General features: G+C 69.7%; 22 protein-coding genes, 1 tRNA gene and 1 other RNA gene. 15 read left to right on the forward strand and 9 right to left on the reverse strand.

The features are described 5' to 3' along the window. Positions 1-78: 78 nt before the first annotated feature. Genes AC3RX0_RS04165 through AC3RX0_RS04195 form a run of 7 tightly spaced genes read left to right on the forward strand, consistent with a single transcriptional unit; the run spans position 79 to position 4,589 of the window. Positions 79-1,254, forward strand: a complete 1,176-nt coding sequence (locus tag AC3RX0_RS04165; RefSeq protein WP_491504670.1) for a TadA family conjugal transfer-associated ATPase — start codon at positions 79-81, stop codon at positions 1,252-1,254. Then, positions 1,251-2,105, forward strand: coding sequence for a type II secretion system F family protein (locus AC3RX0_RS04170; RefSeq protein ID WP_491504671.1), 855 nt, complete (start codon positions 1,251-1,253; stop codon positions 2,103-2,105). Before AC3RX0_RS04165 ends, AC3RX0_RS04170 begins: the two co-directional genes overlap by 4 nt. Next, positions 2,102-3,031 (forward strand): type II secretion system F family protein, encoded by a 930-nt coding sequence (locus AC3RX0_RS04175; RefSeq protein ID WP_491504672.1) that lies wholly within the window; start codon positions 2,102-2,104, stop codon positions 3,029-3,031. Before AC3RX0_RS04170 ends, AC3RX0_RS04175 begins: the two co-directional genes overlap by 4 nt. 40 nt (positions 3,032-3,071) lie before the next feature. Then, on the forward strand, positions 3,072-3,293 hold the full coding sequence (locus AC3RX0_RS04180; protein ID WP_491504673.1) for a hypothetical protein: 222 nt from the start codon (positions 3,072-3,074) through the stop codon (positions 3,291-3,293). Between the two features lie 3 nt (positions 3,294-3,296). After that, positions 3,297-3,704: a TadE family protein gene (locus AC3RX0_RS04185; RefSeq protein WP_491504674.1), complete on the forward strand. Its 408-nt coding sequence runs from the start codon at positions 3,297-3,299 to the stop codon at positions 3,702-3,704. Further along, entirely contained in the window at positions 3,679-4,161 is a 483-nt protein-coding gene (locus AC3RX0_RS04190) for a TadE/TadG family type IV pilus assembly protein (RefSeq protein WP_491504675.1), read from the forward strand. Before AC3RX0_RS04185 ends, AC3RX0_RS04190 begins: the two co-directional genes overlap by 26 nt. After that, positions 4,158-4,589: a pilus assembly protein TadG-related protein gene (locus AC3RX0_RS04195; protein WP_491504676.1), complete on the forward strand. Its 432-nt coding sequence runs from the start codon at positions 4,158-4,160 to the stop codon at positions 4,587-4,589. The genes AC3RX0_RS04190 and AC3RX0_RS04195 overlap by 4 nt, the downstream gene beginning before the upstream one ends. 7 nt (positions 4,590-4,596) lie before the next feature. Here AC3RX0_RS04195 and AC3RX0_RS04200 read toward each other — a convergent pair whose 3' ends face one another. Next, positions 4,597-5,937, reverse strand: a complete 1,341-nt coding sequence (locus AC3RX0_RS04200) for an MFS transporter (RefSeq protein ID WP_491505378.1) — start codon at positions 5,935-5,937, stop codon at positions 4,597-4,599. A gap of 25 nt (positions 5,938-5,962) precedes the next feature. Here AC3RX0_RS04200 and prfB point away from each other — a divergent pair, with 25 nt between their 5' ends. The 4 genes from prfB to smpB all read left to right on the forward strand — a co-directional run bounded on the left by prfB (position 5,963) and on the right by smpB (position 9,651). Next, on the forward strand, positions 5,963-7,075 hold the full coding sequence (gene prfB / locus AC3RX0_RS04205; protein ID WP_491504677.1) for a peptide chain release factor 2: 1,113 nt from the start codon (positions 5,963-5,965) through the stop codon (positions 7,073-7,075). A 61-nt stretch (positions 7,076-7,136) separates the two neighbouring features. Continuing rightward, the gene (gene ftsE, locus AC3RX0_RS04210; protein ID WP_491504678.1) at positions 7,137-8,183 is read left to right on the forward strand and encodes a cell division ATP-binding protein FtsE; all 1,047 of its coding nucleotides are present in this window, start codon (positions 7,137-7,139) and stop codon (positions 8,181-8,183) included. Further along, positions 8,180-9,094: a permease-like cell division protein FtsX gene (gene ftsX / locus AC3RX0_RS04215; protein ID WP_491504679.1), complete on the forward strand. Its 915-nt coding sequence runs from the start codon at positions 8,180-8,182 to the stop codon at positions 9,092-9,094. The genes ftsE and ftsX overlap by 4 nt, the downstream gene beginning before the upstream one ends. An 80-nt stretch (positions 9,095-9,174) precedes the next feature. Then, positions 9,175-9,651, forward strand: coding sequence for an SsrA-binding protein SmpB (gene smpB / locus AC3RX0_RS04220; RefSeq protein ID WP_491504680.1), 477 nt, complete (start codon positions 9,175-9,177; stop codon positions 9,649-9,651). Here the strand turns inward: smpB and AC3RX0_RS04225 are convergent, their stop codons facing one another. Genes AC3RX0_RS04225 through AC3RX0_RS04235 form a run of 3 tightly spaced genes read right to left on the reverse strand, consistent with a single transcriptional unit; the run spans position 9,652 to position 13,449 of the window. Next, the gene (locus AC3RX0_RS04225; RefSeq protein WP_491504681.1) at positions 9,652-11,136 is read right to left on the reverse strand and encodes an MFS transporter; all 1,485 of its coding nucleotides are present in this window, start codon (positions 11,134-11,136) and stop codon (positions 9,652-9,654) included. It abuts the gene before it with no gap. Positions 11,137-11,170: 34 nt separating this feature from the next. Further along, positions 11,171-12,514 (reverse strand): M20/M25/M40 family metallo-hydrolase, encoded by a 1,344-nt coding sequence (locus AC3RX0_RS04230; protein ID WP_491504682.1) that lies wholly within the window; start codon positions 12,512-12,514, stop codon positions 11,171-11,173. After that, positions 12,511-13,449, reverse strand: a complete 939-nt coding sequence (locus tag AC3RX0_RS04235; RefSeq protein ID WP_498165879.1) for an SIMPL domain-containing protein — start codon at positions 13,447-13,449, stop codon at positions 12,511-12,513. Before AC3RX0_RS04235 ends, AC3RX0_RS04230 begins: the two co-directional genes overlap by 4 nt. Here AC3RX0_RS04235 and AC3RX0_RS04240 point away from each other — a divergent pair. Together AC3RX0_RS04240 and ssrA are read left to right on the forward strand one after the other, a co-directional pair. Further along, complete coding sequence (locus tag AC3RX0_RS04240) at positions 13,448-13,588, forward strand: hypothetical protein (protein ID WP_491504684.1); 141 nt, start codon at positions 13,448-13,450, stop codon at positions 13,586-13,588. The two genes, AC3RX0_RS04235 and AC3RX0_RS04240, sit on opposite strands and share 2 nt — an antisense overlap. 127 nt (positions 13,589-13,715) lie before the next feature. Next, positions 13,716-14,085: a transfer-messenger RNA gene (gene ssrA, locus AC3RX0_RS04245) on the forward strand. Positions 14,086-14,182: 97 nt separating this feature from the next. Here the strand turns inward: ssrA and AC3RX0_RS04250 are convergent. The 3 genes from AC3RX0_RS04250 to AC3RX0_RS04260 are packed head-to-tail and all read right to left on the reverse strand — an operon-like array spanning position 14,183 to position 16,957. Next, positions 14,183-15,520 carry a flavin monoamine oxidase family protein gene (locus tag AC3RX0_RS04250; protein WP_491504685.1) on the reverse strand — a complete coding sequence of 446 codons (1,338 nt, stop codon included), beginning with the start codon at positions 15,518-15,520 and terminating at the stop codon, positions 14,183-14,185. A 22-nt stretch (positions 15,521-15,542) separates the two neighbouring features. Continuing rightward, positions 15,543-16,115, reverse strand: coding sequence for a hypothetical protein (locus tag AC3RX0_RS04255; RefSeq protein WP_491504686.1), 573 nt, complete (start codon positions 16,113-16,115; stop codon positions 15,543-15,545). Next, the gene (locus AC3RX0_RS04260; protein WP_491505379.1) at positions 16,112-16,957 is read right to left on the reverse strand and encodes an inositol monophosphatase family protein; all 846 of its coding nucleotides are present in this window, start codon (positions 16,955-16,957) and stop codon (positions 16,112-16,114) included. The genes AC3RX0_RS04255 and AC3RX0_RS04260 overlap by 4 nt, the downstream gene beginning before the upstream one ends. 67 nt (positions 16,958-17,024) lie before the next feature. Here AC3RX0_RS04260 and AC3RX0_RS04265 point away from each other — a divergent pair. Next, positions 17,025-17,096 (forward strand) — tRNA-Lys (locus AC3RX0_RS04265). On the opposite strand, the gene AC3RX0_RS04270 is transcribed toward AC3RX0_RS04265, so the two are convergent. After that, the gene (locus tag AC3RX0_RS04270; protein WP_491505380.1) at positions 17,058-18,158 is read right to left on the reverse strand and encodes a 2-hydroxyacid dehydrogenase; all 1,101 of its coding nucleotides are present in this window, start codon (positions 18,156-18,158) and stop codon (positions 17,058-17,060) included. The genes AC3RX0_RS04265 and AC3RX0_RS04270 overlap by 39 nt on opposite strands. 321 nt (positions 18,159-18,479) lie before the next feature. Between AC3RX0_RS04270 and AC3RX0_RS04275 the strand changes: the two genes are divergently transcribed. Beyond that, a complete protein-coding gene (locus AC3RX0_RS04275; RefSeq protein ID WP_491504687.1) occupies positions 18,480-19,370 on the forward strand; it encodes an ABC transporter substrate-binding protein in 891 nt (296 codons plus the stop codon). Positions 19,371-19,460: 90 nt separating this feature from the next. Here AC3RX0_RS04275 and AC3RX0_RS04280 read toward each other — a convergent pair whose 3' ends face one another. Beyond that, on the reverse strand, positions 19,461-19,970 hold the full coding sequence (locus tag AC3RX0_RS04280) for an Lrp/AsnC family transcriptional regulator (protein WP_491504688.1): 510 nt from the start codon (positions 19,968-19,970) through the stop codon (positions 19,461-19,463). Positions 19,971-20,000 lie beyond the last annotated feature (30 nt).

The following is a 20,000-nucleotide window of genomic DNA, read 5'->3' on the forward strand; positions in this document are numbered from 1 at the left end:
GTGGGGTCCGCCGGGGCCGGAGGCTCGGCCTGTGGATAACTTTCGAGGCCGTCTCGCGAATCTTGCAAGGATGCTGCTATGAGTCTCGCGCACGCCTCCGGCGACCCCTCCGGCGTCGTGTCGAGCCTGGCCGAGCAGGTGCGCGAGCAGCTGCTGGCCGAGCGGGCCGATCCGTCGCGCGACCGAGATCGCGCCACCCAGATCGCGCGCGAGCGCGTGCGGCGCCACAACGACTACGCCCTCGCACGGGGGCTGGGCCTCATCGACGACGAGCACGCGTGTGTGCGAGACATCCTGGCGCGTGTGGCCGGGTACGGGCCATTGCAGGCGTACCTCGACGACCCCGGCATCGAGGAGATCTGGATCAACGCGCCCGACCGGATCTTCGCCGCCCGCGAGGGCGTGGCGCACCGCGTGCCGCTGGCGCTGACCGACGCGGCAGTGCGCGACCTGGTGGAGCGGATGCTGCAGTCCACCGGACGCCGAGTGGATCTGAGCCAGCCTTTCGTCGACGCGTCGTTGCCGGACGGGTCGCGCCTGCACGTTGTGATCCCCGACATCACGCGGCGGAACTGGTCTGTCAACATCCGCAAGTTCCTGCCCGCGTACCGGGACCTGTCGCGCCTCGTGGACGCCGGGTCGATCACCACGGCGGGTGCCCGGCTGCTCCGGGATGCGATGCTGGCCGGACGCAGCATCCTCGTGTCGGGTGCGACGCACGCGGGTAAGACCACGCTGCTGGGGGCGCTGATCGCCGCCTGCGCCGCGCAGCAGCGCATCGTCACGGTGGAGGAGACGTTCGAGCTCGCCGTCGACGCCCCCGATCTGGTCGCGCTGCAGGGACGGCAGCCCAGTCTCGAAGGCACCGGCGAGGTGACGCTGCGCCGCCTCGTGAAAGAGGCGCTGCGGATGCGGCCCGACCGCCTGGTCGTCGGCGAGGTCCGCGACGCCGAGGCCCTCGATCTCGTGCTGGCACTGAACACCGGTGTGCCCGGGGCGGCGACTGTGCACGCGAACTCGGCGCGCGAGGCGCTCGACAAGCTCGCGGCGCTGCCGCTGCTGGCCGGTCGCAACATCGACGCGGGATTCGTGGTCCCCGCCATCGCGCGGTCGGTGCACCTGGTGGCGCACTGCGTCCGCGACGACGACGGGCGACGACGCATCGCCGAGATCGTCGCTCCCACCGGGCGGGTCGTCGACGGTGTCGTCGAGGTGCGCACCGTGTATCCGGCCGGCGACGGGCTCGACGCATGATCGCGGTCCTGGGGGCGACCCTTGCCGGAGGTGTCCTGCTGATCCTGGCGCCCTGGCTATGGCCGACCCGGGGCCCGCGCCCCGAACGCGAGCCCGGCGCGCTGGACCGGTTGATGGACGCTGCCGGCTTCGCACACCTGTCCGTCCGGATCCCGATGACGGTGTCCGCGCTGCTCGCCCTGGTCGCCGGGGCGATCGCATGGCTGGCGGTGCCGATCCCGGTCATCGCGGTGCTCGCCGCGCTCACCGGCGGCGCGGCACCGTTCCTCTGGCTGCGGGCACGCCGTGGACGGCTGCTGCGGCAGCGCCGGGCGCTGTGGCCCGACGTGTGCGATCTGCTGATCGCCTCGGTGCGGGCGGGCATGTCGCTGTCCGACGCGGTGGCGTCGCTGCAGACTTCCGGTCCGCCGGCGCTGCGTCCGGCCTTCGCCGGATTCGCCCGGGACGTGGCCGCATCCGGGCACTTCGATTCCAGCGCGCGGCGGCTCAAGGCCGTGCTGTCCGACCCCATCGCCGACCGAATCGTCGAGACGCTGCGGATGGCCCGTCAGGTCGGCGGCACCGAGCTGGTGCCCGTGCTGCGTGCGCTGTCGGCATCGGTGCGGGCCGACGCCGCGCTGCGTGCGGAGGTCGAGGCGCGCCAGTCCTGGATCCGCGGCGCCGCCGTCCTCGGCGTGGTCGCGCCGTGGGTGATCCTCGCGCTGCTGGCGATGCGCCCCGAGGGAGCCGAGGCCTACAGCACCCCGGCGGGTCTCGTGCTGATCGTCGCGGGCGCGGTGATCTCGTTCGTCGCGTACCGGATCATGATCCGGCTCGGCCGGCTCCCCGAGCCGCGGCGGTGGTTCGGGTGAGCGGCGCGACCGATCTGGCGCTGTCCGTGGTGCTGGGCGGCGTGCTCGGCGTCGGCATCGCCCTGCTGGTGACGATCGCTCCCCGCTGGGGCGCGCCGAGCCTGCAACGTCGCATCGCGCCGTACGTCCGAGACATCGGCGACCCGCTGGGTCTGACTCCGCTGGCACCCGTGCCGGCGCATGCAGGCTTCGGCGCCGTCCTGCGTGAGCGGCTCGAGCGCGTGATCGGCGGCGCCGAGGCGCTGGCCGCGCGGCTGCGCCAGGCCGGCCGGCGCTACGATCGCGCGGGCGTGTCGGCGTTCCGGGCCCAGCAGCTGGCGTGGGCCCTCGGGGGCCTGGTCGCCGGGGGTCTGCTGGTCGTCGCGCTCGTGCTCGCGGGCCGGTTCAGTCCCGCAGCGGTCGCGGTGCCCGCGATCGCCGCCTTCGCGGCCGGCGCCTGTCCCGAGCTGCTGCTCACCCGCGCGGCGAGGTCCCGGGTCGCCCGCATCGAAGAAGAGCTGCCGACCGTGCTGGAGTTCCTCGCCCTGTGCCTGTCGGCCGGCGAGAGCATCCTCGACGCCCTGCGCCGCGTCGGCGACGTCGGTGCGGGGGAGCTCACAGGCGAGCTGCGGACCGTCGTGCTCACGGTCGGCGCCGGGTCGCCGCTCGCCGAGTCGCTGACCGAGCTGTCGCGCGGCCTCGACGTGCCCGCGCTCACCCGCACCATCGACCACATCGTGGCGGCCCTCGACCGCGGCGCGCCGCTGGCGCAGGTGCTGCAGGCCCAGGCCGGCGACGCCCGTGAAGACGCCAAGCGCGGGCTCATCGAACGGGCGGGGCGCAAAGAGATCCTGATGCTTCTGCCGCTCGTGTTCATGATCCTGCCGCTGTCGGTGATGTTCGCGGTCTTCCCGGGGGTGTTCATGCTGCGACTGGGCATCGGATGAGTCGATACCGAAAGCGAAGAGGGGAAACGAGATGAGACACATGAGCGAAGGGGCCGCGCGGCTCGTCGGGTCCGCATGGGGGCGCGTGCGCACCGCCTGGGGAGCCGACGGCTTCGACGCCGCGGACGATCGCGGCGACGTGCCCGGATGGGTGCTGATCACGCTGATGACCGCGGGGCTGGTCGTCGTGATCTGGGCGCTTGCCGGACCCGCGCTGGCCGATCTGTTCCAGCAGGCCATCGCCAAGGTCTCGGGCCTGTGATCGATGCGGCGCCTTCGTGCTCGCCTGGCCGGTGACGCACCGGATCGCGGCTCGAGCCCCGTAGAGTTCGTCCTCGTCGGCGCGCTGCTGACGTTCCTGACCCTCGCCGTCCTGCAGTTCGGGCTGGTCGTCTACGTGCGCAACGTCGTACACGACGCCGCCGTCGAGGGCGCGTATCGCGGGGCTCTGGCAGACGAGACGACGGCCGCGGGCGAAGCGCGCACCAGAGAGCTGATCACTCGTGCGGTCGGGGCGACGTACGCCCGTGACGTGCAGGCATCGCACGTGCTCGTGGGCGGTCAGGACTCGGTGCGCATGATGGTGCGCGTGCCGCTGCCGCTCATCGGCCTGCTGGGGGCTCCGCGCGCATTGGAGGTGACGGCCGATGCTCCAGCCGAGACCCTGGACTGACGCCGGCGACGATCCGTGCGACGACGCCGGCGATCGCGGCTCGGCTGCGCTCGAGTTCATCCTCGCCGGGCTCGTCCTGCTCGTGCCGATCGTCTACCTGATCGTCGCGCTCGGAGCCGTGCAGGGGCAGTCGCTGGGCGTCGAGTCGGGCGCCCGCCACATCGCCCGCGCCGTCGCGACCGCGCCGGACGAGGCATCCGCGCGCGCCCGCGCCGACGCGATCGTCCAGGCGACCGTCCGCGAGTACGGTGTCTCGCGCGACGCCCTGCGGATGGAGATGTCGTGCCGCCCTGCGGGCGGGGAGTGTCCACGAGCAGGGGCGACGCTCGTCGTCACGCTGCGCGCCCGCGTGACGCTGCCGCTCGTGCCGCCGGTGCTGGGGCTGAAGCAGGTCGCGTCCGTGCCCGTCGAGGCGTCCAGCGCGCAGAAGGTGTCGCGGCTGTGGGGGCTCGAATGATCCGCCGGCTGAGGGCGCGGCTGTGCGCGACGGGCGCCGACGACGCGGGCAGCGTGCTGCCGCTGGCGATCGGGTACGCCATGCTCGCCCTCGTCGCGGTGCTGGTCTGCGTCGACGCAACGTCGATGTATCTCGCGCAGAAGAGGCTGGACGCGTTGGCGGATGCCGCGGCCCTCGCGGGTGCGGATGGATTCGTCGTGGCCGCAGACGCTCTCGCCGGCCTGACCGACGAGAGCGTGCGCGCGCAGGCCGAGGCGTTCGTGGCCGACGTCGGGCACGGCGCGCGACTCGTCTCGGCGTCGAGCCCCGACGGGACCTCGGCACGGGTGCGCGTGGCTGACGTGTGGCATCCGCCCGTCATCACGTTGTTCGTCCCGGACGGCATCCAGCTCGAGGCGCAGGCCACCGGTCGCACGGCGCTGCGCTGAGGCGCGGTCAGCGGCGCCGGGGGATGTAGCGGGGGATCCAGCGCAGGAACCCGAGGGCGCCGACGAGACCGATGACGCCGATGACACCGGTGGCCAGCGCGAGGGAGAACAGCGCCGTCACCGCCGACACCAGCAGCGGAGCCGCGGCGCCGCCCGCGTCGGTGAGCGTGCGCCACGAGCCGAGGAATGCGGCCGGGTCGTGCTGCGGCGCGAGGTCGGCGCCGAGGGTCATCAGGATGCCGCTGGAGATGCCGTTGCCGACACCGAGCACGGCCGCGAACATCGCGAACCACATGGCGGCCTGTGCGGTTTCGTGCGTGAGGGCGAGAGCGATGAATCCGCAGCCCATCAGCAGCATGGCCGGCAGCGCCGCCCACAGCCGGCCGAACCGGTCCATCACCTGCCCGCTCGCGTAGAACAGGGCGAAGTCGAGGGCTCCCGAGACGCCGACGACCAGCGCGATGGTCGTGGCATCCAGTCCGATCGACACACCCCACAGCGGCAGCACGACCTGACGGGCCGAGCGGATCGCCGACAGCAGAGCTGCGGCGGTGCCGAGGCGGGCGAGCACCCGGCGGTGCTGCCACATCGTGCGGAACACCCCCGTCGATCCCTGCGTGAGCACCGGGCCGGTGATCGCCTCGCCGGTGTCTTCGCCGGGCTCCACGGTCACTTCCTCGTCGACGGCCGCACGCGCGGCGTGGGCGGTCGCGCCCGACGTGTGCGCCAGGGCGGCGGCGGCATCCTTCTCGGGATCCGGCCCGAACGTCACCAGCAGCACGACGCCGACCAGGCACACCAGGGCGAACCAGATCGCCGCGTGCTCGTCGCCGAAGATGGCAAGGAGCGCGGCGGCCACGAACGGGCCGACGAACACACCGAGACGGAACGACCCGCCGAGCATCGACAGCGCCCGGGCGCGGAAGCCCAGCGGGATGCGTGTGGTCATGAACGAGTGCCGGGCCAGCCCGAACACGGCCGCGCAGAAACCGAGGACGAACACCGCGATCGTGAGGGTCGCAAGGTTCGGGGCCAGCACCAGTCCGAGGCTCGCGACGACGGCCGCGCTGCCGCCGATCACCATCGTCATCCGCTCGCCGATGCGCGATACGGCCCAGCCGGCGGGCAGGTTGCCGCACAGCTGGCCGACCACCAGGGACGACGCGACGAGGGCGGCAAGAGCGACCCCGGCGCCCAGCTGCGAGGCGATCACCGGGATGAGGGGGATGACGGCGCCCTCGCCGAGCGAGAACAGGAGCGTCGGCCCGTAGATCATCGGGCCGAAGCGCCACAGCACCGTGCCCACGCGCAGCGTGCCTCCGCGCAGGGACTCGGCATCGTGGGACATCGCATCCACGATAGTCTGGAGTGTCATGCTCGAACTCGATCTGTCTGCCGACATCCACGACCTGCGCTCCACCTTCGCCGAGATCAAGGCGGTGGTGGACGTGCCTGCGCTGCAGGCCGACATCGAGCGCCTGAGCGCCGAAGCCGGCGCCCCCGACCTCTGGGACGACGTCGAGAAGGCGCAGAAGGTCACCAGCGCCCTCAGTCATCGCCAGGCCGACCTCAAGCGCGTCACCGAGATCGAGCAGCGCCTCGACGACCTCGAGGTGCTCGTGGAGCTCGCCGTCGAGATGGAGGACGAGGACTCGGCCGCCGAGGCCCGCCGGGAGCTCTCCGACCTCGAAGACACGATCAGCCAGCTCGAGGTGCAGACGCTGCTGGACGGCGAGTACGACGACCGCGCCGCGGTCGTGACGATCCGCTCGGGCGCGGGCGGCGACGACGCCACCGACTTCGCCGAGATGCTCATGCGCATGTACCTGCGGTGGGCCGAGCGGCACAAGTACCCGGTCAAGGTGATGGACACCTCGTACGCCGAGGGCGCCGGCATCAAGTCGGCCACGTTCGAGGTCGACGCGCCCTACGCGTACGGCACCCTGTCGGTCGAGGCCGGCACACACCGCCTGGCCCGCATCAGCCCGTTCGGCTCGGCCGACAAGCGGCAGACGAGCTTCGCGGCCGTCGAGGTCATCCCGGTCATGGAAGAGGCGGTCGAGGTCGAGATCCCCGAGACCGAGATCCGCGTCGACGTGTTCCGCTCGTCCGGCCCCGGCGGCCAGTCGGTCAACACGACCGACTCGGCGGTGCGCCTCACGCACATCCCCACCGGCATCGTCGTGTCGATGCAGAACGAGAAGTCGCAGATCCAGAACCGCGCCGCCGCGATGCGCGTGCTGCAGACCCGCCTGCTGCTGCTCAAGCGCGAGGAAGAGGCCGCGAAGAAAAAGGAGCTGGCCGGCACGATCACCGCCAGCTGGGGCGATCAGATGCGCTCGTACTTCCTCTACGGGCAGCAGCTGGTCAAGGACCTGCGCACCGGCTACGAGGTCGGCAACCCCGCTCCCGTGTTCGACGGCGACCTCGACGGCTTCATCGCCGCCGGCATCCGCTGGCGCAAGCGCAAGGACGACGAGGACTGATCCGCCTCGGCGCGGTGTCGCTGCCCCCATCGGCACGTATCGCGTTTAGGCTCGTTGAGCCATGATCCGGTTCGAGAACGTCACCAAGCGGTATCGCGGCACCTCCAAACCCGCACTGAACGATGTGGACTTCGAGGTGCAACGCGGAGAGTTCGTCTTCCTCGTCGGCCCGTCGGGGTCCGGCAAGTCCACCTGCCTGCGCATGATCCTGCGCGAAGAGACGCCCAGCGAGGGGCGCGTCGTCGTGCTCGGTCGCGACCTGCGGGCCCTGTCCAGTCGCAAGGTGCCGTATTTCCGGCGGCACATCGGGGCGGTGTTCCAGGACTTCCGGCTGCTGCCGACCAAGACGATCTTCCAGAACGTGGCGTTCGCGCTGCAGGTCATCGGCGCCTCGCGCGCGTTCATCCGCCAGGCGGTGCCCGAAGCTCTCGCGCTAGTGGGCCTGCAGGACAAGGGCAAGCGCCTGCCGCACGAGCTGTCAGGCGGTGAGCAGCAGCGCGTGGCGATCGCGCGTGCGATCGTGAACCGCCCGCAGATCCTGCTCGCCGACGAGCCGACCGGAAACCTCGACCCCGCGACCTCGGTCGACATCATGCGGCTGCTCGCGCGCATCAACGCGACCGGCACGACCGTCGTGATGGCCACGCACGAGGCCGGCTTCGTCGATGAGATGAAGCGCCGCGTCATCGAGCTGCACGAAGGCGACCTGGTCCGCGACGAGCGGCACGGCGGCTACGGCGACACGTCGAGCCTGCCGAGCCTGGCCCCCGGACCCGAGCGGGGTGCGGCGTCGGTGGCGGCGCTGACCGCCGTGCTCGAGGTGCACCGCGAGACCGTAACGGGGCCGGTGGCCGCGTCTGGGCAGGATGCCGCGGCTACGCGTCCTGTGCAGGCCACCCCCGCACGGCCGGCCGGCGATGCCGCGACGAACGCCCCGTCCGTGCCGGTGCCGCCTGCTGCCGTCGCCCCCGCCCCCGTGAGCCGGACGCCTCCGACGCCCGTGCCCCCGCCGCCGGTCGCCGACGTGGACTTCGACCTCGACGAGCTCGGCCTCGCCGACCGACTGGGCCTGGACGACGGCGAAGACGAAGTGGGGCCGACGCGATGAGGGCCGGACTGATCCTCGGCGAGGCCCTCAACGGCCTGCGCCGCAACGCGTCGATGGTGATCTCCATCGTGCTCGTCACGTTCGTGTCGCTGACGTTCGTGGGGGCGGCGATCCTCATGCAGGCGCAGATCGGCACGATGCGCGACTTCTGGACCGGCCGCGCGCAGGTGCAGGTGTCGATGTGCGTCGACGGGGCGCGGGAGGCCACGTGCGACCAGGGAGCGGCGACCAAGGCTGAGATCCAGGCCGTGCGCGACCGCTTGGACGGGGCCGGACTGAAGCCGCTGATCAGCAAGTACCGGTTCGAGACCCCCGATCAGGCCTACAAGAACGCGCTCCAATTGCTCGGCAGCGACTACAAGGACATCCTCGCGCCCAGCCAGTTCGGCGCGAGCTTCTACGTGAACCTGGTCGACCCCGAGAACTCGGCGGTGATCACCGAGGCGTTCGCCGGCAAGAAGGGCGTGCAGTCGGTGCAGGACCAGATGGAGCTGCTGCAGCCGCTGTTCTCGGCGCTGACCGTCGCGACCTACATCGCCGTCGGCATCGCCGGGCTCATGCTCATCGCCGCGGTGCTGCTGATCGCGACGACGATCCGGCTGTCTGCGTTCGCCAGACGCCGGGAGCTGCGCATCATGCGGCTGGTGGGGGCATCCAATCGGTTCATCCAGACCCCGTTCATCCTCGAGGGCGTGTTCGCCGCGCTCATCGGCTCGGTGCTGGCAGGCGTCGCGGTGTGGGCGGGCGTGCAGTTCGGCGTGCACGGGTACCTGCGCTCGCGCGTCGACTTCATCACCACCTGGGTGGACATGCGCGATGTGGCATACGTCGTGCCGATCCTCATCGTCATCGGCGTGGTCCTCTCAGCGGTGTCGGCGGGCTTCGCGATCCGGCGGTGGCTGCGGGCGTAGCCGGCAGGGCCCGTGGGTTAGACTGATGGGCTGCCATCCGCCGTGCGGGTGCGGCATCCATCATCGAATCAGGGAGAGTCATGCCCAGGGAACGCGGCGAGAAGGTCGTGGCGACCAACCGTCGCGCGCGTCACGACTACACGATCGAGAAGACATACGAGGCCGGTCTCGTACTCACCGGCACCGAAGTCAAGTCTCTGCGCGAGGGCCGGGCGAACCTCACCGACGGGTACGCGTACATCGACGGCGGCGAGGCGTTTCTGGACGCGGTGAACATCCCGCAGTACCTGCAGGGCAACTGGACGAACCACGCCGCCAAGCGCACGCGCAAGCTGCTGCTGCACAAAGAGGAGATCGTGCGACTCTCGCACGCGGTGGCCGCCGGCGGCTACACCCTCGTGCCGCTGAGGCTCTATTTCTCGGACGGTCGCGCCAAGGTCGAGATCGCGGTCGCCAAGGGCAAGCGCGAGTACGACAAGCGTCAGTCGCTGCGCGAGAAGCAGGACCGGCGCGAGGCCGAACGCGCGATGCGCACCCGGAACCGCCTCGGCGAGTAGTCAGACGATCGGCTCGACGTCGCGAGTCTCGGCGGCCGGGTGGTCGCTGAACGCCGTCTTCGGCACCACCAGCAGCAGGGCCGCGGCGGCGAGGGCCGTGATGCCGCACACCACCCACACGGTCACGTAGCCCGCGAACGATCCGGCCGTGGCATCCGCCCCGCCGGCGATCCCCTGCAGCAGGGCGATGCCGAACACGCACGACGCGATCGCGCCGCCCACCGTCTTGACCGAGTTGGTCAGGCCCGTGGCGACGCCGGTCTGGGTGTGCGAGGCGGCGGATGCCGCAGCCGCCGGCAGTGCGGCCACCAGAGCGCCGGAGCCCACGCCGACGACGACCATGTTGACGATGACCTGCAGGTACGTGCCGTGCAGCGGCAGGAACAGCAGGAAGCCGGCGCCCACCAGCAGCGCCGCCACGATCAGCGCGATGCGCGGCGTGGCCAGGCGTGCGGCCAGCGGGTATGCGAGGGCGCCGGCGATCATCGCGATCAGGTAGACGCCGATGATCAGCGACGTGGCGAAGCCCGAGGTGCCCAGGCCGTAGCCGTAGACCGCCGGGTCGGTGCGGGCGAATGTCGACAGCGGCGCCTGGGCGCCCAGCACGCTCACGCCGAAGAGGCCTGCCGTGAGGAATACAGGGCCGAGCGCGGGGGAGCGGAACATGCGCACGTCGATCAGCGGGTCGTCCTGCCGCAGCTCCCACAGCGCGAACGGCACGATCAGCGCGACGCCGAGCGCGGCCACGAGCCACGACAGCACGTCGCCCGGGCCGTTCAGGCGCAGCAGGCTGAGCCCACCGGTGAACGCGATCAGGGCGAGCGAGATGAGCACGACGCCCACCGTGTCGAACACGCCGCCGGTGGGCTCGGGCGACTCGCGCACGCCGAACAGGACGACGAAGAAGCAGACCACGATCATCACCGCCGGCACCAGCAGCACGATCCACAGCGGCAGGACGTCAACGAGCGCGCCGCCGGCGAGGGCGCCGATGATCGCACCGCACTCGAGCGCCGCCACCAGGAACCCCGCCGCGCGCGCCGTGATCGTCGAGCGGCCTTCCATCCGCCGCGCGCGCGACCAGATGAGCGCGATCTCCAGCGGCAGCCACACCACGTAGAAGCCCATCAGAGCCCAGCCGGCGAGGAACACCGCGAACGAGTCGGTGAACGGCAGGACGAAGGATGCTGCGGCCGTGATCGCCGTCGAGATCAGCAGCATCCGCTTGTGCCCGATCATGTCGCCGAGCTTCGCGAAGGCCGGCACGACCAGGGCGGACAGCATCAGCTGGGTGCCTTCGAGCCAGTTCACGTCGGCGTCGTGGATGCCCAGATGCCGGGCGATGTTCGTCAGCATGGGTGTGTAGTAGCCCTGCAGCACGCCGCTGGTGAACTCGACGAACGCGAGGAAGCCCACGATGCCGGCGAGGGTGCCGATCGAGACGCGTGCGGTGACAGCGCGAGCGGACGTGTCGCGACGCATCATGCGCGCTCCTTTGCGGCTGAGGACTCGGGTGCGATCACTCTAACCGTTCGATGAGCGCGCGATGGAACCGCTCCCCGCGCACGAGCGACGCGATCTCGACCCGCTCGTCCACGCCGTGGATGCTCGCGCGCTGCGCCGCCGACATTTTCAGCGGGGCGAACCGGTACACCGCCGGCGAGAATCGGTGGAAGTGCCGGGAGTCGCCGGCCTGCATCATGATGTACGGCACGGCCGCGGCATCCGGATACGACACCCGGAGCGCCGCGGCCAGCGCCCCGAACGCGGCGTCGTCGGCCGGCGATTCGGGGGACGGGTCCGATCCCTCGAGCAGCTCGACGCGCACCTTGCGGTCGGCGACGCGTCGCCGGACGCGCCGCAGGGTCGAGGCGACCGTCTCGCCGACGGCGACGCGCAGGTTCACGGTCGCCGCGGCCTGCGACGGCAGCACGTTGGCGGCCGTGCCGCCCGACGACATCGTGGCGGCCACGGTCGTGCGCACGAACGCCGCAGGCTCGCCGCCCATCGCCGCGAACACACGCGCCGACAGCCACGGCCAGGCGGCCAACAGCCGGTAGAGCGGACGCGCCGGCGCCGATGCATGCTCGGCGAACACGCCGAGCATGCGCGAGATCGCGGCCGGGGTGCGCGGACGGAACGTGCGTGCGTCCAGCCGATCGACGGCGCGGGCGATGCGTCGTACGGCCGTCATGCGCGGGGGAGCCGACGCGTGACCGCCCTCGCCGCGGGCGCTGAGCCTGATCGTCATGACGCCCTTCTCGGCCAGGCCGATCATGGCGGCGTCGCCCGTGACGAACGGCAGCGGCGCGTCCACGACTGCACCGCCCTCGTCGAGCACGAGCCACGGGATCTCGCCTCGGGATCGGAAGGATGCCGCGATCCGCTGCGCTGCGCTGCCGTAGGTCTCTTCGTTCCCGCCGAACGACAGGCACACATCGCGCGCAGGCGTGAACCCTGCGGCCAGCAGGTTCTCGACGGCCTCGAGGATCACGATGAGCGGTCCCTTGTCGTCGAGCGCGCCGCGGCCGAAGACCCACCCGCGGTCGATGCGGCCCGCGAACGGAGGATGCGTCCACGCCTCGGACCCGTCGACGGGCACGACGTCGAAGTGCGCCATGAGCACGAGCGGGGCGTCGCCGGTACGGCGGCCCGTCCAGCGGAAGAGCAGTCCGAGGTCGGTGTGGCGGGTGAGCTCGAGATGCTCGTGCACGAGCGGGTAGAGCTCGCGGATGAGTGCGATGAAGGCGTCGAAGGGCTCCATGCCGCGCTCGTCGAGTTCGGCAGAGACGGTGGGCAGACGGATCATCTGCGCGAGGCGATCGGCGATGCCGGGGCGTGGGGCGACGGTCGAGTCGGTCATCGGGCGATGAACCTCGCCTCGACGGCGGCGGAGACGGTGATGTCGTCCGGCTGGAGATCGATCGCAGGGACGCCGGCGACGTTGTCGAAGCTCGCCCTGGCCATGCGCGGCGTCGGCTGGTGCGTCTCGTGGCCGAGCAGGCCGAGATCGGCGATCTCGATCGGCACGATGTCGTTCAGCCCCAGAGCGTGCGCGTATGCGGTGGCCCGTTCGACGGCGACCTGCACCGCCGCGATCGCGACCTCGCACTCGAGTGCGATCCGCGTGTCGTGCGTCAGTTGCCATGCGATCTCGCCGACCTGCACGCCATCCCGCTCGGCGATATCGGTCAGCCACCGGCTCAGCGCCGCGAAGTCGGTGAAGGTCGCCGCGAATCCGACCGTCGCGTGATGCACCGGAGACAGCCGCTTGCCGTCGGCGTTCCATGGGCGTTCGGCCCACACCGCAGCGCGCCCGCTTGACCAGTCGGCGAGGCCTCCGCCGGCTTTTCGCGCGGCGAGGTCGTCGCGGATCGACGCCGACAGCGCAGCGATCGAGTCGACGACGGTGCCGCGACCAGTACCCTCGCTGTGCGCGGAGACGTGGGCGACGGCCTCTTCGGGGGCGCGTCGGACCTCATGTTCGCCGCGGACCGTGATCGTGACATCGGGCATGTTCCCGAGCCTAGAGTGCGTCGCCGCGAGACGGGTCTGCACGTGCTGCGGGCGATGGTCGAGTGTGCGGAGGCGGATCAGTACGAGGCGAATCGGGCGATCGCCCGGCGGGCGGAGCAGCTGGCCGACAGCCTGGATTTCGCCCGGGATAACCCAGGCTTGTCTGTGGACGACGTGCTCGGGGTGTGGGTGTCGAGCAGGTGGAGTCGGCGCAGTGGTGTGCGGGCCGTCGAAGGACGTCCGGGCGGCGTTCCGGTCGCTGACGTCCGCGGCGCAGCACATGGCCAAGTCCGACCGGGAGGACCGTACGAGGGATCAGTTGCGGGCGGACCTGGCCGTGGACCGGCTGCTCAGCCCCGGCGGCGACCACGCCGTGACGACGAAGGTGTTCGTCACCCACCCCGATGATCCACCCTTCTGACGTCTCGCGGTGCTCCGCAGGAATTCCGGATGCCGCGGATCCGTTGTAAGCTGTGATGCTCGGGTGCCACGGCATCCGATTGGCAACTCCACACGGTGACAGCGGCCGCTCCACTCGGAGCATGCACGGGGATGATCGGTTTCGACGTCGCCTGTCTATTCACGAGAAGCGGGCCGAGGATGCAGGGTTATCTCGCGAACGCTCCCTGCAAAACAATAAGTGCCAATGCAAAGCGCACTGACTTCGCCCTCGCTGCGTAAGCGAGCCCGATAGTCCGTCAGACCGTATGTGATTCCGGTACGGATCCTGGCGTCATCTAGGAATCTTGCTGTGCGGCGGCGTCTGGACGTCGTACGGGACTTCTCCCAGACTGGGCCTGTCGACTTGGGTGTCTGTGACAAAGGTCGGGGCCGAGCAGAACGTCTGCACAGACTGCGCCCGGAGAAGGCGTGGAGATTCAGCGACGGACGGGGGTTCGATTCCCCCCATCTCCACGGACCCGCTGTCACCGAAAGAGGACCCGAACACCGCGCAGGACGCGGCGTTCGGGTCTTTTTTCTTGACGGCCGATGAGGCGGTGATGTGCGGGATGCCTCAGCCGCGCGCCTCGGTCGCCCACACCGTCGCGACCGGAATCGGTCGGCCGAGGATGTTCTCGGCGGCACGATGGCCCGACAGCATCGCCGCGGGCACCGTCGCCGGGTCGTCGGTCCACGTGGCCTCGCCCGCGATGTGCAGCACACCGGCCACCGGGGTCGCGAGCACGTCATGGTCGTCGGTCGTCGAGCCGACCACCATGTAGGCATACGCGCCCCGTGCGAACGGATCGTCCTGCCAGGCGGTGACGTGCGCCCGAGTCGGCGACGGCACGTCGTCGCCGTACAACCGGCGCAGCTGCGCCATCACCGAGGCGACGACTCGGCTCGGCGGCCAGGTGCGGATCGCCGCCGCCGCGGGTCCCGCCGCGAACGTCAAGAGCGCGGGAGTGCCGTCGATCGCGGTCAGGTCGTACCAGGAATGCCACCAGGAGCCCTGTGGCCCCTGCTGACGGATCGCGTAGACCCCGGCATCCCAGAATCTCTTCTCGAACCGCAGCACGATCTTCTCGAACGCGTTCATCCGCAGCCGGCCGAGCGCGCCCGCGACCGGCTCGGGCAGCGGCGGCTCGATGACGAAGTCATCGGAGCGCAGCACGCCGACGGGCACCGTGATCACGGCATGATCGGCCGTCATCGTGCCGTGTTCGGTCGTCACGGCGACGCCCTCGGGCGACCACCGCACACGATCGACCACCTGCCCGAGGCGGATGTCGAGTCCTTCCGCCAACCGCATCGGCAGCGCGTCGTATCCGTCGGGAAAGACGACCTCGTCCCCATCCACCGTGTCGTCGTCGAGACCGTGCGCGGCGAGGTCGTCGATCCACGCGCCGTACTGCTCTTCGGTGCGGTGCTGCTGGAACTCCCGCACCCGCTCGGCGCGCGCGCCATCCCACCCCCGATCGGCCAAGGTCGTCTCGGTCACGTCGCGGTACGAGGCATCCGGCCCCGCAGCGGCGATCACCGCGGGCAGGGCGGCATCGATGACGCGGATGTCGTCGGCGAATGCGCGCACCGCTGCAGCGTCGAGTCGACGCGCGTCAGGGCCGAAGTACGCGATCGGGCGACCGTCGGGCTGGTAGCTGCCGACCGTGAACTCCGCCGTGCGCATGCCGAACGCGGCGGCGGCCGCCGCGACCGGGCTGTCCGTGACACCGTGGATCCACGACGCGCCCAGGTCGGTGACGAGCCCATCGACGCGGTCGGTCCAGACGCGGCCGCCGATCCGGTCGCGCGCCTCGAGCACGACCGCATGGCGTCCTGCGGCCGCCAGCAGCCGCGCCGTGGTCAGGCCGGCGACGCCGGCGCCGATCACGATCGTGTCGATGCGGTCCACGCCGACTCCTCTCGGCCGTCGGTCACTTCGACGGCGGCCACTCGACCAGCAGCAGGCCCTGCTTCGTGTCGGCGAACGTGATCTGACCGGCGCCCAACCGGTAGGTCATGCCGTACCCCTGGTCGTCGGCGTTGAGGATCATGTCACCGGTCGCGGTGATGTAGGTGACGCCGCTCTCGGTGAACTTCCGCCACCCCGAATCGACGAGCGTCGCCGTCACCTTCTTCACCTGGTCCGCCGTGATCGGTGCCCAGCCGTACACCTGGACCTGGTCGCTGGCGACCTTCCTGTCGCCCCACGTGCACTGGATACCGCCCGGCAGCTCGATGTCGCCCACGTAGAACGGGTCTTTTCGGGCAGACCATCCCGCTGTGGCGAAGGCATCCACCGTCGACGACGGGATGATCGTGTCGCAGGTGGGGTCGCCCGCCGGCGTCGGATTGTCTCCCGATCCGCTGACGGTCGCGGTGGGCTGCGGCTGCGAGGCGGCGCCGGTCGACGTCGGCACAGGGGGCGACGAGGTGCAGCCGGCGAGCGTCAGCGCCACGGCGATCGCGACGGCGATGAAGCCTGCCCGGACGTGGATACGCGTCATGCGGAGTGCTCGCCGTCGATCAGGCGCAGGTACGCATCGTGCAGGACGCCGTTGGTCGCCAGCGACGACCGGGTGTCGATCACGTCGTTGCCGTCGATGTCGGTGAACCGGCCGCCGGCTTCGCGGACGATCGGCACGTGCGCGGCGACGTCGTACTCCTTGACGTCGAACTCCGCGACCAGCTCGAGGCGCCCCTCGGCCAGCAGCATGTACGGCCAGGCGTCGCCGTAGCCGCGGTCGCGCCACACCGCGCGACTCAGTCGCAGCAGGTCGTCCGCGCGCCCGACCTCGTCCCACTGGCCGATGCTCTGGAAGCTGACCGATGACGCCGCGACGTCGTCGACGGTGGAGACATGGATGCGGCGGGCCGAGGCATCCGGTCCGTTCGTCCACGATCCGCTGCCCGTCGCGCCCCACCACCGCCGCCCGATCGCCGGCTGACTGACGACGCCGACCTGGGGGACGCCGTCGACGGCCAGAGCGATCAGGGTCGCCCACATCGGGATGCCCTTGAGGTAGTTGGCCGTGCCGTCGATCGGGTCGATGATCCACTGCCGCGAGCCCGAGCCCGCCTGGGCACCGAACTCTTCGCCGAACACGCCGTCCGCAGGGCGCGCGGCCGCGAGGAGCTCGCGGATCGCACGCTCGGTGGCGAGATCCGCCTCGGTCACGTGGGTGGCGTCGGCCTTGAGTCTGACGTCGAGATCGGCGGCGTCGAAGCGGCTCATCGACACCGCGTCGGCGGCGTCGGCGAGGCGCAGGGCGAGGGCGAGATCGTCGTCGAACACGGCCGCACCGGGCGAGGGGGAGGTCACCAGGCAAGGATAGCCGGACGTGCCCATCCCGATTTCGTGCGCGCCCATTGCGGGTGCTAATGTTGATCCTCGTTCGCCGGTAACGGAGAACGACGCGCCTCTAGCTCAACGGCAGAGCAACTGACTCTTAATCAGTGGGTTCTCGGTTCGAATCCGAGGGGGCGCACCCAAGCCCCGGAACTTCGTCGAAGTCCGGGGTCTTCCTTTGCATCAGTTCGGGGTTCACCACGCTGTGGAGCTGTTCACCGTGAGCGAGGCGCAACAGGTTCGCCACCGACTGTGCCCCGTTCCCGTACGTCAGATCCCGCGTGAGTGCGAGAGCGTGCGGTGTCGCGATCACATTCGGCATCGACCGCAGTGGGCTTGCAGCGGCGAGTGGCTCCGAACCGAAGGTGTCGAGCCCCGCCCCGCCCAGACGCCCGTCGGCGAGGGCCGAGATCAGGGACTGCTCGTCGACGACCTCGCCACGACTGACATTGATGAGATACCCGTCTGGCCCAAGCAGGGAGATCTCCGCCGTTCCGATGAGATGGCGTGTCTGCTCGGTCAGGGGGCACAGGATGACCAGATAGTCGGAGAACTCGCACAGTTCTGCCAGTCCGCACAGCGAGACGCCGAGGGCGGCGGCGTCCGCGGTAGAACAGTAGGGGTCAGAGGCCCGCATCTCGATGTCGAACGGTGCGCAGAGACGGGCGAACTCACGGCCGATGTTCCCCAGCCCGACGATTCCCACCCGGCGACGTGCGAGGCCGGGGCCGATGGTCTCCGGACTCACAGCCCAGCTGCCCGACCGAACGATGCGCTGTTTGCCGGACAGGTTGTGCGCCAGCGCCAGCATGAAGGTCAGTGCCGCCGACGCAACGGGGAACCGGACGGCATCGGGAGTGGTCGTCACGGCGATGCCGCGTTCGGTGCACGCACGGAGGTCGATGGCGTCGAGCCCCACGCCGAAGCGGGCGATCAGCTGTAGGCGGGGTGCCCGAGTGAGGAATTCGGCGTCGATGCTCTCACCCATGACGAGAAGGGCTTCGGCGGCGGCCAGCAGGCCAGCATCTTCGTCGTCGGTCAGGTGGCCGAAGCTCGCCTCAACATGCCGATCTTCGAAAAGGGGTCCCAACCCGATGTCGCCGAACATCACGGCGCCGGACTCATCGAGGAAGTCGTCGCTGATGACGACCCGCAACGGCGGACGGCTGACGGGCCGTGCGCACTCCATGGAAGAGGACATGGATAGGAGCGTAAACGTCACCGGCGCCCCGCGTGAGGGGCCGATTCGATGGTGGACGTTTCAGGGCATCCGTGGCTGCTGATCGACGAGATGTTTTCTCAAGCACGACGTTTGGAATGCAATGTCTCGTCTGTCGAGAAGATTCTGGACATGTGCATCGGTCACATTAGGCTTTGACCGGCGCCAGCCGAGGACTCCTCTCGAACCCGCTCGCGATGGGGAACAGGACGTCGCGAGAACCTCGCGGACAGGTGCCGACACAGGAAAGGAAGCAATGATGCTGGACCTACAAGGGGGTAGCTCGTGAGAAAAGGTGCGTTGATGGTCGTCCTCGCGGCGGGGGCTCTGCTCCTCTCCGCGTGCAGCGGCAATGCTGACGCCGACCCGAATGGCGCAGGTGACGGTGCCGCGACGGCCCCGCTCCACGCCCAACTGCCCAAGCGCATCCAGGATGCGGGCAAGATCGTGGTGGCGAACCCGCTCTCGAACCCGCCATATGCGTTCAAGGATGCGGACGGGAAGACGCTGCACGGCATCGCTCCCGACCTCGCGAAGTCCCTCGAGCCGTTGCTCGGTGTGACCTTCGACTGGCAGGACACTCCGTTCCCCGGTCTGATCCCCGGTCTTCAGTCGTCGAAGTTCGACATGATCTGGGGCAGCATCACCGACACGAAGGAACGCGAGCAGGTCATCGACTTCGTCGACTACGAGAAGGACGGTGCCGTGCTGCTCGTCGCCGCTGACAACCCCGACGACGTGTCCGACATCGAATCGCTCTGCGGGCTGAATGCCTCTGCGCTGGCCGGCTCCGTGCAGGTGAAGCTGCTCTCGGACCAGTCGGCGAAGTGTGTCGCCGGCGGCGAGAAGGAGATCACGGTCAAGGAGTACAGCAGCGTCGCGGACGCGCAGGTCGCGATCCGCAGCGGTCAGGTGTCCGTGTTCTTCGCCGGAATGGGTGCCGCCCTGTACCAGGTCGAGACCGCCAAGGACTCGTCCGGAAAGCCGGAATACGCCGTCGCCGGTCCGGTCTACAACGCGCAGATCTACGGCGCCGGGTTCCGCAAGGACGACACAGAGCTTCGCGACGCCATCCAGGCCGGGATCAAGAAGGTCATCGAAGACGGCACCTATGACAAGATCATGGGCTCCTACGGACTGAAGGACGCCGCGATCACCGCTGACGAGGTCGTGGTCAACGGAGGCATCAGCTGACGCCGAAACGATAGCCTCTCATGAGGTCAGAGGGCGGTGCGAGATCCTCGGTGCGATGCGCCCGCGGTCTCGCATCCGCCCTCTGATCCACTACAGGCGAACGTATGGCCGGTGAAGGATCTCGTTCAAGACGAGCAGCGTTCGGGTGCTGGCGACATGATCCAGAGATTGAATCTCTTCGAGCAACACGGTTTGGAACTCCTCATGACTGCGGGCACGAACCAACAGGACGACATCGATGTCGCCGGTCACCATGAAGGCGAACTCGACGGCAGCGATCTGGAGAAGCTCCTCTCGCCACCGCATCCAGCGACGCTGACCGTGGTGGTTTGCGGTGACCAGCACCAGCGCGGCGATCGGCAAGCCGGCTTTACTCGAGTTGATCGATGCGTTGAAGTGCTCGATCACCCCATCCTCGATCAATTTGTTCATTCGCGTATATGCAGCGGCACGAGAGACGTTTATCTCCGAAGCAAGGGTGGAAACCGATATGCGACCTTCTTCGCGCAGCACATTGAGAATTGCGCGGTCCACGCCATCGAGGATGCGAGGCGGATCTTTGACCTCGACCTTGTCGGATGATTCACGTCTTCCCGTCATGGGCAGAGTCTACATCGACGTGGCCCGCGC

The organism is Microbacterium sp. W1-4-2 (assembly GCF_058349885.2).